Source organism: Blautia faecis (genome assembly GCF_020554845.1).
In the GTDB taxonomy this organism is placed as follows: Bacteria; Bacillota; Clostridia; order Lachnospirales; family Lachnospiraceae; genus Blautia_A; species Blautia_A faecis.
This window is the reverse complement of the sequence record NZ_JAJCIA010000015.1, coordinates 25954-40991: the sequence shown is the minus strand read 5'-3', so window position 1 is coordinate 40991 and position 15038 is coordinate 25954. Positions and strand designations below refer to the sequence as shown.

The 15038-nt window shown below is 45.7% G+C and carries 13 protein-coding genes and 7 tRNA genes; 16 read left to right on the top strand and 4 right to left on the bottom strand.

Annotated features, from left to right (window positions below; all coding sequences use genetic code 11):
* The first annotated feature begins 14 nt into the window (after window positions 1-14).
* The 12 genes from LIZ66_RS09195 to ade all read left to right on the top strand — a co-directional run bounded on the left by LIZ66_RS09195 (window position 15) and on the right by ade (window position 6214).
* A complete protein-coding gene (locus tag LIZ66_RS09195) occupies window positions 15-1196 on the top strand; it encodes a THUMP domain-containing class I SAM-dependent RNA methyltransferase (protein WP_173716167.1) in 1182 nt (393 codons plus the stop codon).
* Window positions 1193-1783, top strand: a complete 591-nt coding sequence (locus tag LIZ66_RS09190) for an XTP/dITP diphosphatase (RefSeq protein ID WP_118579802.1) — start codon at window positions 1193-1195, stop codon at window positions 1781-1783. The genes LIZ66_RS09195 and LIZ66_RS09190 overlap by 4 nt, the downstream gene beginning before the upstream one ends.
* On the top strand, window positions 1780-2259 hold the full coding sequence (locus tag LIZ66_RS09185) for a metallophosphoesterase family protein (protein ID WP_148461758.1): 480 nt from the start codon (window positions 1780-1782) through the stop codon (window positions 2257-2259). Before LIZ66_RS09190 ends, LIZ66_RS09185 begins: the two co-directional genes overlap by 4 nt.
* Before the next feature lie 287 nt (window positions 2260-2546).
* Window positions 2547-2621: transfer RNA gene (locus LIZ66_RS09180), tRNA-Pro, on the top strand.
* 33 nt (window positions 2622-2654) lie between these two features.
* A tRNA-Gly gene (locus LIZ66_RS09175) sits at window positions 2655-2725 on the top strand.
* A 20-nt stretch (window positions 2726-2745) separates the two neighbouring features.
* Window positions 2746-2819: transfer RNA gene (locus LIZ66_RS09170), tRNA-Arg, on the top strand.
* Window positions 2820-2824: 5 nt separating this feature from the next.
* A tRNA-His gene (locus LIZ66_RS09165) sits at window positions 2825-2898 on the top strand.
* Between the two features lie 9 nt (window positions 2899-2907).
* A tRNA-Gln gene (locus LIZ66_RS09160) sits at window positions 2908-2979 on the top strand.
* Window positions 2980-2987: 8 nt separating this feature from the next.
* Window positions 2988-3060 (top strand) — tRNA-Lys (locus LIZ66_RS09155).
* 62 nt (window positions 3061-3122) lie between these two features.
* A tRNA-Leu gene (locus tag LIZ66_RS09150) sits at window positions 3123-3203 on the top strand.
* Window positions 3204-3504: 301 nt separating this feature from the next.
* Window positions 3505-4263, top strand: a complete 759-nt coding sequence (locus LIZ66_RS09145) for an RNA polymerase sigma factor region1.1 domain-containing protein (protein WP_148461757.1) — start codon at window positions 3505-3507, stop codon at window positions 4261-4263.
* Window positions 4264-4516: 253 nt separating this feature from the next.
* A complete protein-coding gene (ade, locus tag LIZ66_RS09140; RefSeq protein ID WP_148461756.1) occupies window positions 4517-6214 on the top strand; it encodes an adenine deaminase in 1698 nt (565 codons plus the stop codon).
* 152 nt (window positions 6215-6366) lie between these two features.
* Here ade and LIZ66_RS09135 read toward each other — a convergent pair whose 3' ends face one another.
* The 4 genes from LIZ66_RS09135 to LIZ66_RS09120 all read right to left on the bottom strand — a co-directional run bounded on the left by LIZ66_RS09135 (window position 6367) and on the right by LIZ66_RS09120 (window position 11404).
* The gene (locus LIZ66_RS09135; protein WP_227200728.1) at window positions 6367-9012 is read right to left on the bottom strand and encodes an ABC transporter permease; all 2646 of its coding nucleotides are present in this window, start codon (window positions 9010-9012) and stop codon (window positions 6367-6369) included.
* A gap of 15 nt (window positions 9013-9027) precedes the next feature.
* Window positions 9028-9699 carry an ABC transporter ATP-binding protein gene (locus tag LIZ66_RS09130; RefSeq protein WP_227200729.1) on the bottom strand — a complete coding sequence of 224 codons (672 nt, stop codon included), beginning with the start codon at window positions 9697-9699 and terminating at the stop codon, window positions 9028-9030.
* Window positions 9700-9834: 135 nt separating this feature from the next.
* Window positions 9835-10734 carry a sensor histidine kinase gene (locus LIZ66_RS09125; protein WP_173734922.1) on the bottom strand — a complete coding sequence of 300 codons (900 nt, stop codon included), beginning with the start codon at window positions 10732-10734 and terminating at the stop codon, window positions 9835-9837.
* Window positions 10727-11404, bottom strand: a complete 678-nt coding sequence (locus LIZ66_RS09120; RefSeq protein WP_173734921.1) for a response regulator transcription factor — start codon at window positions 11402-11404, stop codon at window positions 10727-10729. The genes LIZ66_RS09125 and LIZ66_RS09120 overlap by 8 nt, the downstream gene beginning before the upstream one ends.
* A 704-nt stretch (window positions 11405-12108) precedes the next feature.
* On the opposite strand from LIZ66_RS09120, the gene hflK reads away from it, so the two are divergent.
* From hflK to LIZ66_RS09100, 4 genes are all read left to right on the top strand, one after another.
* Window positions 12109-13059, top strand: coding sequence for an FtsH protease activity modulator HflK (gene hflK / locus LIZ66_RS09115; protein ID WP_173769614.1), 951 nt, complete (start codon window positions 12109-12111; stop codon window positions 13057-13059).
* A 37-nt stretch (window positions 13060-13096) separates the two neighbouring features.
* The gene (gene hflC / locus LIZ66_RS09110) at window positions 13097-13960 is read left to right on the top strand and encodes a protease modulator HflC (protein ID WP_118579775.1); all 864 of its coding nucleotides are present in this window, start codon (window positions 13097-13099) and stop codon (window positions 13958-13960) included.
* Window positions 13961-14022: 62 nt separating this feature from the next.
* The gene (locus LIZ66_RS09105) at window positions 14023-14295 is read left to right on the top strand and encodes an acylphosphatase (RefSeq protein ID WP_118579773.1); all 273 of its coding nucleotides are present in this window, start codon (window positions 14023-14025) and stop codon (window positions 14293-14295) included.
* A 242-nt stretch (window positions 14296-14537) separates the two neighbouring features.
* Complete coding sequence (locus tag LIZ66_RS09100; protein ID WP_148461750.1) at window positions 14538-15038, top strand: MarR family winged helix-turn-helix transcriptional regulator; 501 nt, start codon at window positions 14538-14540, stop codon at window positions 15036-15038.

Genomic DNA, 15038 nt, shown 5'->3' with positions numbered 1-15038 from the left:
GGGAAAAACGGTGAATGAGTACAGAAAGATTTGAACTGATCGCTCCCTGCCATTTTGGTCTGGAAGCGGTTTTGAAAAGAGAAATACTGGATCTGGGCTACGAGATCAGCAAGGTGGAGGATGGTAAGGTTACTTTTCTGGCAGATGCCCAGGGAATTGCAGATGCCAATGTTTTTCTGCGTACCACAGAGCGTATTCTACTGAAGGTTGCGGAAGTGAAAGCCGAGACATTTGATGAGCTTTTCGAGGCAACGAAAGCTTTGCCATGGGAACGTTACATTCCTGCAGATGGCAAATTCTGGATTGCGAAAGCCAATTCAGTGAAGAGTAAGCTGTTCAGCCCGTCTGATATCCAGTCTATTATGAAAAAAGCCATTGTAGAGCGTCTGAAGGGCGTATATAACGTGTCCTGGTTCCCGGAGGATGGGGCAAGTTTTCCTATCCGTGTGGCGTTTATGAAGGATGTGGCAACTATTGGAATCGATACTTCCGGTGTTTCTCTTCATAAGAGAGGGTATCGTCAGATGACCGTGAAGGCACCTATTACAGAGACTCTTGCCAGCGCATTGATTATGTTAACTCCGTGGAAAAAGGACAGAAGTCTTGTGGATCCCTTTTGCGGAAGCGGTACTTTTCCAATCGAGGCAGCTATGATGGCTGCAGATATTGCACCGGGTATGAACCGTTCTTTCCTTGCCGAGGACTGGAAGCAGGTTGTGCCGAGAAGATGCTGGTATGAGGCTGTAGAAGAGGCTCAGGACAGAGTAAATCTGAAAATCGAGACAGATATTCAGGGCTATGACATAGATGCTGAGGCACTGAAGGCAGCCAGGGCAAATGCAAAAATGGCAGGGGTAGAAAGCCTGATCCATTTTCAGCAGCGTCCTGTGAAGGAGCTTCATCACCCGAAGCCTTACGGATTTATTATTACGAATCCACCTTATGGTGAGCGTCTGGAAGAAAAAGCAGCTTTGCCGCAGCTTTACCGCGAGATCGGTGAGAGCTACCGCGGCCTGGATAAGTGGTCTATGTACCTGATCACTTCTTATGACAAAGCTGAGAATGACATTGGACGCAAGGCGGATAAGAACCGTAAAATCTATAACGGAATGCTGAAAACATATTTTTACCAGTTCCTGGGACCAAAGCCTCCAAGACGTGCGGCACAGGAAAAGAAAGAGGGCACTGATAAATGAAGAAGATAATTTTTGCAACAGGAAATGCAGATAAAATGAAAGAAATCCGTAAAATTCTGGCAGATCTGGATGCAGAAGTGGTATCTATGAAAGAAGCCGGGATTCAGGCTGATATTGTGGAAGATGGCAAAACCTTTGAGGAAAACGCAGTGATCAAGGCGACTGCCATCAGCAAGCTTACCAGTGATGGCGAAATTGTACTTGCAGATGACTCGGGGCTTGAGATTGATTATCTGAATAAAGAGCCGGGAGTTTATTCTGCTCGTTATATGGGCGAGAATACAGACTATCATATTAAGAATGCAAATTTGATCCAGAGACTGGATGGCGTGCCGGATGAGCAGCGTACAGCCCGTTTTGTCTGCGCTATTGCAGCTGCCTTTCCAGACGGAAGAGTGGAAACTGTGCGTGGAACCATGGAAGGCCGTATTGGATATGAGGAAAAGGGTGCCAATGGATTTGGGTATGATCCTATCTTTTTCCTGCCGGAATATGGCTGTACATCTGCAGAGCTGTCTATGGAAGAAAAAAATAAAATCAGCCACAGAGGAAAAGCTTTGCAGGCAATAAAGGAAGAATTACGATGAAGGTGCTGGTTGTCAGTGATACTCATGGGAGAGATGAGTCACTGGAGATGGCAGTAGCTTTGGAGCAGCCCTTTGACTATCTGATCCATTGCGGCGACGTGGAGGGCAGGGAATTTTTTATTGAAGCGCTGGCAGAATGTCCCTGTACCATTGTGGCAGGAAATAATGATTTTTTCAGTGATCTTCCAAGAGAGGATGAGATTTTGCTGGAAGGACATAAGATCATGGTGACTCATGGGCACAATTATGGTGTGTCCATGGATCTTTATGGGGTTTCGGAAGAGGCGGCAGCCAGAGGCTGTGAGATTGTTTGCTTTGGACATACCCATAAGCCAGTGGTGGAGAAGAAAAATGGTGTACTGGTGATCAATCCGGGAAGCCTTTCTTTTCCGAGACAGGAAGGCCGCAGACCAAGTTATGCGGTGATGGAGCTGTATAAAGGGGAAGAGCCGGAAATTGAAATTCGGTATTTGTAACTGAAAATACTTGTATGTTTGACTGTGGAAATGAAATGTTTTTTGAAATATTTTTTTGAAAATAGTCGAAAAAGAGAAAAATGCAGGTGGTGGAGGGCCTGAAAACCCGCATTTTTAGCGGGTTTTCGGGAATTACATCTTTTTTCGAAAAAAATATAAAAATTTATAAAAAAGGTGTTGACAAATGGGAGACCATATAATATAATAACTCTTGCCTTGAGCGAGAGAAAAGAAATTCTTGAGAGCACAAGGAACGACAACTTCATAGAAATGATGTTGTAAGACATCGGGGTGTGGCTCAGTTTGGCTAGAGCGCCTGGTTTGGGACCAGGAGGCCGCAAGTTCGAATCTTGTCACCCCGACTGCTGTAACAACATTACCGTTTCAGCGTAAATGCGGGTGTAGTTCAATGGTAGAACACTAGCCTTCCAAGCTAGATACGTGGGTTCGATTCCCATCACCCGCTTCTCTGATGAAGAGAGATATGTGTCAGTAGCTCAGCTGGATAGAGCAACGGCCTTCTAAGCCGTGGGTCGGGGGTTCGAATCCCTTCTGACACGCTGTGGTGGGTATAGCGCAGTTGGTTAGCGCGCCAGATTGTGGCTCTGGAGGCCCAGGGTTCGAATCCCTGTATCCACCCTTTGCCTTTGGGCTATCGCCAAGCGGTAAGGCACAGCACTTTGACTGCTGCATTCGCTGGTTCGAATCCAGCTAGCCCAGTCCTATATGGAGCATTAGCTCAGTTGGTAGAGCACTTGACTTTTAATCAAGTTGTCCGGGGTTCGAATCCCCGATGCTTCACTTGCGAATGAGAACCGGAAGCCTTATGATTAGGGCATTCCGGTTTTTTAAATAATATATATGCGGATGTGGCGGAATTGGCAGACGCGCCAGATTTAGGTTCTGGTGTTTACGACGTGCAGGTTCAAGTCCTGTCATCCGCAGGAAATGAGGAATGATCTGGATCGGATTTTCGAGATGAAAATTAGATCTGGGTCATTTTTTTAATTTGTTTGTTGCTGTTCACTGGTAACGTTCCGTGAGGTGTTTTTTGTGAACAAAGTTCACAGAAAACCCGAGAGTTAAGTTTGCGCAGCAAACGCTACTTCTTGTGCTTGTCACAAGAAGGTTCGTCTTTCTGTGCATCGCGAAGCGCGTTACTGTGAACGGAGTGAACAGTAATGCCTTGATTTTACAGGACGGATTTGTTATAGTTTACACAACGAAGAAGCATGGAGGAATAATATGGACGTTGTTCAGTTTCAGGAGAAATTAAGAGAGATTTGTGAGCTTGGAAAGCAGAATAGGAATATGCTGACACATGAGCAGATCCGGGAGCATTTTGCAGGTACTGATCTCGAGACCAGTCAGATGTTAAAGGTACTGCAGTATCTGAAACTGCAGGGAATTATGATAGAGGGAGACACTGCCCCGGTGGAGACAGAGGAAGTGGGCGAGACGGAGCCGGAGTCAAAAGGAACCAGCACCCCGCTTACTTCAGAGGAAGAAGCATATCTGAAGGATTACCTGGCAGAGGTAAGCAACGGTAAGGAAGTGAGTCCGGAGATGCTTCACACATTGTTTGAGAATCTGGCAGATGGGGATGCCATTGCAGAGGCAGCTCTTACCAGCATTTATCTGCCGGTAGCGGCAAATATGGCCGCTGATATGAACTGTACAGAGATTCAACTTGCAGATCTGATTCAGGAGGCGAATGTGGTGCTGCTTACGGCTCTTTCCGACCCGGAGACAGAACGTAAAGATGATGCTTGGCTACGTCTTCAGCTTCGCAAGGGAATCATCGCTGCCATTGAGGAGCAGACACAGCAGAAATTCCAGGATGATTGTCTGGTAACGAAGGTGGAGAAACTGGAATCGGCAGTGAAGGATCTGACGGACGATGACGGGGAGAACCGTTTTACCATTGATGAGCTGGCGGTTATTCTCGATATGAATGTGGATGAGATCCGGGATATTCTGCGTCTTACAGGAGACGATAAATAATTATGGCAAGTGAAATTCCGGGAAAATTATGGAGATAAGGCTATCCTGTCGGAAATGAAAAGAATGCTTTAGAATTGATGGAAACACCGGAGGTGATTTAAAAGTAAAAATCATCTCTGGTGTTTTTTTGTCTTTTCTGGATGTTTTGAAATTTACATTGAAATTTCACTGTACAAGTGTTACTATCATAAATAATAATCAAAATATTTTTTCGTACAATAAATATTATTTGATAAATGAAAGGAGGATATATATGAATTTGGAAAAATATCAGCAGTATTCCAGAATTGCAAGAGGTTTGGAAAAGGCAGACCTGGTATTGAAGGATGCGAGGATTGTGAATGTTTTTACGGAAGAGATCATCCGCGGAGACATTGCCATACAGGATGGGATTATAGCAGGAATTGGAAGCTTCCATGGGAAAGAAGAACGTGATCTGGCCGGCAGATATGTATGTCCGGGATTTATTGACAGCCATCTTCATCTGGAATCTACACTGGTTACACCGGCTGAACTGGTAACAGCTGCCTCCAGGCACGGAACCACTACTTTTATCGTGGATCCCCATGAATCAGCCAATGTGTCCGGTTTGGCAGGAATTGATTATATTCTGGATCAAACCGAAGATGTGAAAGCAAATGTATATGTGATGATGCCATCCTGTGTTCCTGCTACTGCCATTGATGATAATGGATGCACTCTTACTGCTGAAGATATGGTTCCTTACCTTCATAACAGCCGGATTCTTGGACTTGGAGAAGTAATGGACAGCATTTCTGTGGTACAGGGCGAGAAAAGCATGCATGACAAGCTAGAACTGTTTGAGGGCAGAATCCGTGATGGCCACGCTCCGTTTCTGGAAGAGGGAGATCTTCAGGCATATGCTATGGCAGGGATTGCTACAGACCATGAGTGCAGCTTCTTTGATTATGCCATGCGAGAACGGCGGAACGGTCTTACCATTCTTGTAAGGGAAGGCAGCGCTGCCCGAAATCTTGAGGCACTTGTGGGCGGTCTGGTACAGAGACACATGAATGGTGACGGATTCTGCTTCTGCACAGATGACAAGCATATTGAGGATATCCAGCGGGAAGGGCATATTGACCATAACGTGCGAAAAGCTATCCGCCTTGGCATGAATCCGGTGTCCGCTATTAAGATGGCAACCATCAATGCAGCTAATTGTTATGGACTGAAAGACAAGGGGGCAGTGGCACCCGGCAGACAGGCAGATCTTTTGGTTCTTTCGGATCTTGTCAGTGTGACCATAGAAGATGTGTACTTTAAAGGGCAATTGGTAGATAAAAATGCAAAGATTGTTATAAAGCCGTGTGCCCCTGAATTGAAAAATACAGTGCATGTGGCTGAATTTTCCAGAGAGGCATTTCAGCTGGAGTCTGCAGATGGAATCTTTCCGGTGATTCTGGCAGAAGAAGGACAGATTACTACCAGAAAGGGAACTCTGAAAGCAGGGGATGGTCCCTGCAAATTCCAGTCCGATGACGATTATCAGAAGATTGCAGTTGTAGAACGTCATAAGATGACGGGTAAAATCGGCTGTGGCGTGATCGGAGGTTTTGGTATCCGTGGTGGAGCAATTGCGTCCAGTGTATCCCATGATTCCCACAATATTATTGTGATCGGAGATAATGATGAGGACATGGAGCTTGCTGTGCGGGAACTGATGCGTACTCAGGGAGGCTATACGATCGTAGAGAATCATAAAGTATTTGACACTCTTGCCCTTCCTGTAATGGGACTGATGAGTGATAATGGTTTTGAGAAAGACAATGAGACTCTTGGGCGAATGATCCATAAAGCTCATGAAATGGGTGTGAAAGACGGTCATGATCCGTTTATTACGCTGTCCTTTATGGCTTTGCCGGTTATTCCGCAGATCCGAATTACACCGAGAGGCGTTTTTGATGTGGAAGCGTGGAAGTTTTTATAAGATACCAGGATTGCGGGAGTGCAATACACGAGACGGTTGTCTTGTTTTGAACGAAACCCCGAAACCTATTTAAGAACTGTGACGGAATATAAACCCGTAGATTTTCAGCCCTCTGCCTTTTCATTGGCAGAGGGCCGTTTTTTGCTTAACAGTTATTGAGCATCCCTTAATTGCTCTACAACACTGCATTTCGCTGCGTTGTCATACATCATGCAAGGAATCAGCCACCCCAGCAGAAGAAATACCGGAATTGTCAGCAGGACAGGCAGAATGGTGAATCGATACTCAAAGAACCAGAACATACTGCCCAGCATTTTTCCCGCAAGAGGTCCCACCGCCAGCGACAAAATAAAGGCCGCCGCTACAGAAGACATTGCGTAAAACAACCCCTCGTAGATCAGCATGGTTTTGAGCTGCCGGTTCGTCATTCCTACAGCCTGAAGCACAGCAAATTCACGGCGGCGGGAAAGAATACCGGTCATCATGGCGTTGAAGAAATTTAAGAGTCCCACCAGCCCAATGATAGCACAGAGGATACCACCTATCAGAAGGAACATCTGCCGGAACTGAGCAAATTCAGAGCGAGCCGTGGCTTTGCTTTCATACATCAAGGGCGAAAACTCACCGGCAGTGAGCTTCGATAGATATTGCTCTGCTTCGGCCTCGTCAACTTCGTCCGCTGTGTCGAACAGGTAGAGCATCGGAATGGCTGCACCACCGCTGTCCCTCTGTGCGGTGTCCACAGACAAAACTGCGTCATATCCAATACCACCATAACGATAACTCATGGAATTCGGAAGTTCTACCAAGGCGCAGACCGTGTACTCTACATCTCTGGCTCCATACAATTTTGCCTGAAAGTACTCCTCCGGTGTATCTTCGGTGCGGAGTTCCCCGGTGCGGCTGTCGATATATTTCACATCATCCGCATAGGTAGCGGTAATCGTGTCTCCCACCTTGGGGTAGTATTCAGGATTGAGCAGATTGCCGTAATCATCCAAAGAAACCGCAATGGCAATAGCGTTATTGTTTGGCTCCAGCATAGGAGAAATATCTCCGTCGAGCACTTGCAGCTTGTCAAACAGACTGTTATCCAGAGCCTCGATTCTGGTATCTCCCATCACCATATTGCCCCGGTGCTCCAGACGGCTCATATGGCTGTCCAACTGCTCAGCACTTTCGTACCTTGCATAGTCCTGCCGCAGAGCATCCTCCGTCATCCACAGGTATGCGGGTTTTCGCACAGCATATCCCGTGCCGGAAAGATTGGCCTTTGTGTTTGCTGCGATCTCTTCGATTTGTTCTGGCGTGATGAATTCATCTGCCGGGTTGTAACGGAAATAGTCGGGCGTGCTGACGATAAAATCGGCGCAGGTCATGAAGGATACATACTTCTCCATGCTGAAGCCTCCCACAAAGGCACACAGCGCATTGAACAGTGTCACCGACAGTGCCAGAGACACCACCACCAGCACCGTCTTTTTCTTGTTTCGTCCCAGATTGGCAAAGGCCATCTGATGGAGCTTGGCTCCCCGGGTGCTGCGCTGTTTTTTCTTAGTCTGCATTGCATCCGTATATTTGGTAGCCTCTACCGGAGAGACCCTGGCTGCCATTTTTCCGGGCTTGGAACAGGACAAAAGCACCGTCAACAGGGCAAACAGCATGGAACCAAGGAAGATCACAGACGAAGTGCTGATGGTGGTGATGCCTGCATCCAACTGGGTGGAGCGCAAGACAACAGGTACCAGAACAGCGCCGATGCCGTAGCCCAGCAACAGTCCTGCCGGAATGCCGATCAGACAAAGTAGAAGTGCCTGCTGGCGAATGATACGTTTGAGCTGCCGGGGCGTTGTGCCAATGGTTTTCAGAAGTCCGTAAAACCGGATATCCCCTGCAACAGAGATCTGAAAAATGTTATAGATGATAAGATACCCCGTGAAAATCACCAGCAGCAAAAAAGCTGCTATGGCGATCATCAGCTCTGGATCGAGCTGTGACTCCAGCTGGGATGAGGTATATCCCCAGTTGACGCCGATCCGGACGCTGTTGGGATCGGTATAGCTGTCCCATGTGTAGCCAAGATCGGTATCCACCTGCTCCATCTGCCCTTGAATATTTGTGCTGGAGGCCAGCATGACATTCAAATCGGTGCGGAAAGGCTGTAACCCTGTTTTCACTGCCTGCGCTTCGATGTCATCTGCGTAATCACGGCTGATGTTGATGTAATGAACAGGCATTAGTTCATCATAGTCCCAATAGCCCACCAGCGTAAAGGTATCTGTTACAGTAAAGGCGGTTTGATCCTTGTCCGTGATGGAATAGGAAACCGTGACCTCGGCGCCCAGCTCCGGCGTTACGCCAAGCAGCTGCAACGCTGCCGTATCCATGGCTACTTCTTTGCCGCTTTCGGGCATCCGCCCGGTAGTAGGGGTGGCATAGCTCCATTTGGTGCAGTTGGCATCCATGTAGCTGATCTCTGCAGGCGTTTTGGAAAAGACACCATCCACAGTGATGCCGATCACCTTCCGTGCCCCCGCAGCCTTCACCTTTGGGTGGGCAGCGATACGTTCCGCCTGCTCGGGGGAAACATCTTTAAAGGTACCGTGTGCATAGCCACCTACCTGCCGAAACTGGTAGGTTTCATAACTGGCGTTCAACGACAAGACAATGGTGAACATGGACGTAAATAGCATCGTTGTCAGCGCAATGGCAAAAATGGCGATCAGATTGCGGCGGCGGTTCGTATAAAGGGATTTTAAGCTGAGCTTTCGAATACATTTTCTGTTTTTGACATTCATCGTAGCCACCTCCCGTTAGTTCTGGGAGACGATCCGACCGTCTTCGATACGGATAATGCGGTCTGCCATCTGCGCAATTTCTTCGTTGTGGGTAATCATTACGATTGTCTGGGCGAACTTTTGACTGGTTACTTTCAAAAGGCTCAATACATCCTGGCTGGTTTTGGAATCCAGATTACCTGTCGGTTCATCTGCCAGAATGATAGCGGGTGCTGCCGCCAGCGCACGGGCGATTGCCACACGCTGCTGCTGACCGCCCGAAAGCTGATTGGGCAGGGCATCCAGACGCTCATCCAGCCCAAGGGTCTGCACGATCTGCTGTACGAAATCCTTGTTGACCTTGCCGCCGTCCAGCTCAATGGGTAGAACGATATTTTCATACACATTCAGCACCGGAACAAGATTATATGCTTGGAACACAAAGCCTATTTTTCTGCGGCGGAAGATGGTCAAGGCTTCCTCCTTCAGGGAGAAAATATCCTGTCCGTCCACCATGACCGTGCCGCTTGTAGGGCGATCCAGCCCGCCCAGCATATGCAGCAGTGTGGATTTGCCGGAGCCGGATGTGCCGACAATCGCCACAAATTCACCTTTCTGCACACTTAAATCCACTCCGTCCAACGCATGAACCGCATTATTGCCGGAGCCATAAATTTTTCTCAGGTTTTTTGCCTGTAAAACTTCCATAAACGAGTACCTCCATGAAAAAATCTGTATGTATGCAAAGAAATCATCCTTTGATACATACAGATTATCGCATAGGATTCTTTCCACATTCTTTCCAGCGGAAAATGAAATCTAACAGTTTTGAAAGAATGGATGCTATTTCGGCAGAAATATGGAAAACGTACTTCCTTTTCCCGGAACGGAAGCGACCTTGATATAACCGTCCTCGCCGGATATGATCTGTCGGGCAAGGTATAAGCCGATGCCTACACCTTCTTGTTTCCGCACACTATTTGAGCGGTAAAAGCGAGCAAATATCTTCGCTTGCTCGCTTTCCGAAATGCCCGAACCGGTATCCGATATATCGATCCTTGCAAACATTTCATAGCTTACAGCAGAAATCCTGATTGTGCCATGCTCTGTATATTTGATGGCATTATCTACGATATTAGCCAGTGCTTCCGCTGTCCATTTGAAGTCGAATACAGCAAAAGCATCGGTATCTTGCAGTTGCAAAGACAATCCTTTTTCAGAAACCTTGGCGGCATATTGTTCTGCAATACCTTGAAGCAGTGGCTGTAATGCTGAGCGCTGCGGCGATAGTGAAATAATTCCGTTTTCCAGCCGGGACAGCTTTACAAGCGAGTCAATCAAAAATCGCAATTTCTCCGATTGATTGTACAGTGCCTCCATATTTGCCTTCGCCGATACAGGCAGAGTTTCCTCCATCAAAAGCTCGCTGTATAACAGCAGGTTTGCAATCGGCGTTTTTGTCTGGTGGGAGATGTCCGCAATCAAGGTCTTAATTCTGTCCTTCTCCTGTGCTACATTTCGAGAGGAAGTTTCTGCTGCGGAAAGATAGTGTGCAAACTTTGTTTCCAAAGCAGACAGCTGGCTTTCATCAAAAGTGGCTTCAGAAAAGGAGCCGGTCATGGCAGCGTCCAGCATCCTTTCGATTTCTTCCATCGTTTTTCTGACCTTTCTCCGCTCCCATAATACAGTAGCTATCGCCGCCAGAAAACATAGCAGTATGATCACAATGCCGGTTTTATTCATCTTTTGTCACCCAGCTATAACCGATTCCATAGATGGTTTTAATGTATTTCTGTGCACCAAGCTTATCCCTCAGACGCTTGATCGTAACAGACAAAGCATTTTCATCCACATATTCTGCGCCATCTGTCCAGATCCGGTCGACAAGGTCTCCACGGGTCATGGTTCGACCACGGTTTTCAACAAGCAGACGCAGTAATTTTTGTTCTGTTTTACTCAATTCCACTTTTGAATCTCCCACATAAAAGGTCATAGCCTCAAAGTCAAAGTGAAATAGATCCATATGGAACGGCGCATTTTTTTGGTTTGACGCTTGCTTTCGCAGTTGGGTATTCACCCTTGCCCGCAAAACCGAAAGAGAAAAGGGCTTGGTAATGTAATCATCAGCGCCCCGCTCCAGTCCGTCTACGATGTCCAGATCAGTGTCATTGGCAGTCAGCAGAATAACAGGAACTCCGGGCAGGTTTTTCTTGACCTCCCGGAGCAGCTCAAGCCCACTGCCATCTGGTAGATTGATATCCAGCAGGATCAGGGATACACTACCGCAAAGCAATTGCTCTCTTGCCGCTTTTAGCTCATGGCAGGATATAATTTGACGGTCATCTGCTTTTAGTGCTTTACTTAAACCTTGATTCAACCCTATATCATCTTCAATAATCAATAATTGTTCCATGTATCTCACTCCCTCGTTATTCAAAGGCCGCCATCATTTCCTTGGGCAATTTTTCGTTCTCACAGTTCAGAAGATAGGCTATTGGCTATTGCTCTGTTTGCAAATTTGTTTGTTTTCGCTGTATCCCAATCAGCAAGCCGGATGATCTATGCTGTGCCGTTTTTTTACTTTCTTAATTGTATCATGCTAATGTAAAGAAATCCATATTCTCTAAAAAGTTGTCCTGTTTTTTGAAACAGGGTTGTTACTGTTCACTGGTAACATTCCGCGAGGCGTTTTTTGTGAACAAAGTTCACAGAAAACCCGAGAATTGCGGCGCGAAATCATGCGAATGCATGATTTCTGTGCATCGCGAAGCGCGTTACTGTGAACGGAGTGAACAGTAACACAGGGTTAGCCCCTGAACAGCAACAAGGCATTAATAAGAACTGAAAAACATAAAAAAACATCTTGATTTTCATGAATACTTATGATATGATATCGCTCAAAGAAAAGGGAGTAGCGGCCATGAAGAGATAAAAGGAAATCCATTTTTTCTGAATGGTGCATAAATGCGTCAGAACGGTAGATGAAACTACCCGCATTATGAGATAATCAGCGAGACTTTTATTTCAGGCATTATAACAGTGCCTGGGATAAAAGTCTTTTTTTTCCCTTTTTGAACGCTTTACAACTATTGTTAGTAAGAGAGATGGAGGAGAAAAATGAGTAAGCGAAATGGAAAAATGAAATATCTGGCAATCGGTGCTATTGGGCTTATAGCGGCAGGGGGATTGGCTCTGGATACAACTTACCAGATTCAGGAGCAGGAACAGGCAGTACTCACAACCTTTGGAGTGCCAAAGGCAGTGAATGAAACGGGATTACATTTCAAAGTCCCTTTTGTACAGCAGGTGCAGAAGGTAAATACCACGATCCAGGGATTTCCAATAGGATACAGTATGGGGAACAATGCGGTGGTGGAAAATGAAGGAATCATGATCACTTCGGATTACAATTTTATTGATGTGGATTTCTTTGTAGAATATCGAATTTCAGAACCTGTAAAATACCTTTACACCTCTGAGCAGCCGGAAGAGATTTTAAAAAATATTGCGCAAAGCTGTATCCGAACTGTAATAGCAAGCTATAACGTGGATGAGGTTCTGACCACCGGAAAAGGAGAAATCCAGAGCAAGATCAAAGAAATGATTTTGAATCAGATGGAGGAACAGGATCTGGGAATTCAATTGGTCAACATAACAATACAGGATTCCGAGCCGCCTACTGAAGAAGTGATGAAAGCATTTAAAGAGGTGGAAACTGCGAAACAGGGAAAAGAAACGGCGCTTAACAATGCTAATAAATACAGGAACGAAAAGCTTCCCGAAGCGCAGGCCCAGGCAGACCAGATTATTCAGGATGCGGAGGCACAAAAACAGGTGAGGATCAATGAGGCAGAAGCTGAGGTGGCAAGATTTAATGCAATGTATGAGGAATATGTGAAGAATCCGGAGACCACAAAAATGCGAATGTTCTATGAAACCATGGAAGATGTGCTGCCTGGTATGAAGATTGTGATCGACAACGGAAGTGGCGTGGAAAAGATATTGCCGCTGGATTCTTTTTCCGGAGACTGGAAAACAGAAGAAGATACAAGTGAAGAAACTAAGTGAAGTTAAGATAAGTATCTGATAGAAAGGATAAAAAATTATGAAAATGAAAAAAGCGGCACTTATAGCAGGCATTCTCGGAGCAGTAATAATCGGTTCTTCCATAACTATAACCCAACAAAATGAATACAAGCTGATCCGTCAGTTTGGTAAAGTTGACAGAGTGATCTGCGAACCGGGAATCAGCTTTAAAATTCCATTGATAGAAAGAACACAGTCTTTACCAAAGGAAACGTTGTTATATGATTTGGAAGCATCTGATGTGATTACCAAGGACAAGAAAACCATGATCAGTGACAGCTATGTTTTGTGGAGAATTACAGATCCACTTAAATTTGCACAGACTCTGAACTCTTCTTTGGAAAACAGCGAAAGCCGAATTAATACGGCCGTATATAATGCCACAAAAAATGTGATCAGCAGTCTTTCCCAGGACAGAGTGATCACAAGCCGGGACGGAGAATTATCGGATATGGTGATGGAAGCCATTGGAGATAATATGGAACAATATGGAATAGAGCTGATTAAATTTGAAACAAAGCAGCTGGATCTGCCGGACGATAATAAGGCTGCTGTGTATGAGAGAATGATCTCAGAGCGTGATAATATTGCTGCTACATATAAAGCAGAAGGCGATTCAGAAGCAAAGGTAATCCAGAACAAGACGGATAAGGAAGTGACCATTCAGATTTCAGATGCGAAGAAGCAGGCTGAGATTTTGAAGGCAGAAGGGGAACAGGAATATATGAAAATTCTTTCCCAGGCTTATGGGGAAGATGAGAGAAGTGAATTTTATTCCTTCGTAAGAAGTCTTGAAGCACTGAAAGCTTCTATGCAAGGAGAAAACAAGACCGTTATTTTGTCATCGGATTCCCCGATTGCTCAGATTTTTGAGGGAAAATAATAAAAATTCTTGCATCTGCCGGTATTGACGTATATCATAAGGTACATAAGGAGTGACAAAAGATGGCGATAGTGAGAAAACACATATATTTTTCCGGGCAGGTGCAGGGCGTTGGATTTCGTTACCGTGCCAAAAATGCGGCGAGAGCCAATGATCTTACCGGCTGGGTGGACAATCTGTGGGATGGCAGAGTGGAAATGGAAGTCCAGGGAGAGCTTTCCGGAATTGAGCGTATGATTCAGGAAATCGAGATGGGAAGTTTCATCCGGATTGAGAATTATCAGATGGAAGACCTGCCTGTGGATGAAAGGGAGTGGAGCTTTTATTCGAAATAAAAAGGGATACCAGGAGCAATGGGAATTTTGCTTCTGGTATTTTTTTGTGTAATAGGAATATTACGGAGTAATTTCCTATTACACAAAAAACGCTCCGCGAGCAAATAGCAAAGCGGATATTGAAAAAACAGGATTGACATTCAGAAACATGCCCCTTATAATTAGTTCGTGCACGAACAGTTCGAACCCGAACAGTTCGCACATGAACTATTTTGTATGGAAGTATATGAAAGAAGGGAAAGATGGAGAAAAAGAAGAAAACTGGTCCTGATGAGTGCTGCAGGGCGGAACGGCAAATAGGGTATGAGGTTCGTACTCTCAATCAGGTAATTGGGCGTCTGGTGAATTCGTATCAGTCCAAGGTGGATGAAAAAGCCGGAATTAACCGCATGCAGGGGTGGATCATTGGTTATCTGTACCGACATTCAGAAGAGGCTGTTTTCCAGAAAGACCTGGAAGCAGAATTTCAGATGGCGCGTTCTACTGCTTCAGGAATCCTTCAGGCAATGGAGAAGAAAGGGCTTATTACCAGAGAACCTATTCCAAGAGATGCCAGACTGAAGCGTCTGGTGCTTACAGAAAAGGGAATGGAATTTCAGATGGAAATTATGGAGAATTTTGACCGGATCCAGAAAGTATTGAAGTCTGACATTCCCCAGGAAAAACTGGAATGCTTCCTGGAAGTTCTGGACATGATCCGGGAAAATGCCCAAAGAGAGTGCTGTCTGCGGGATGAAAACTAA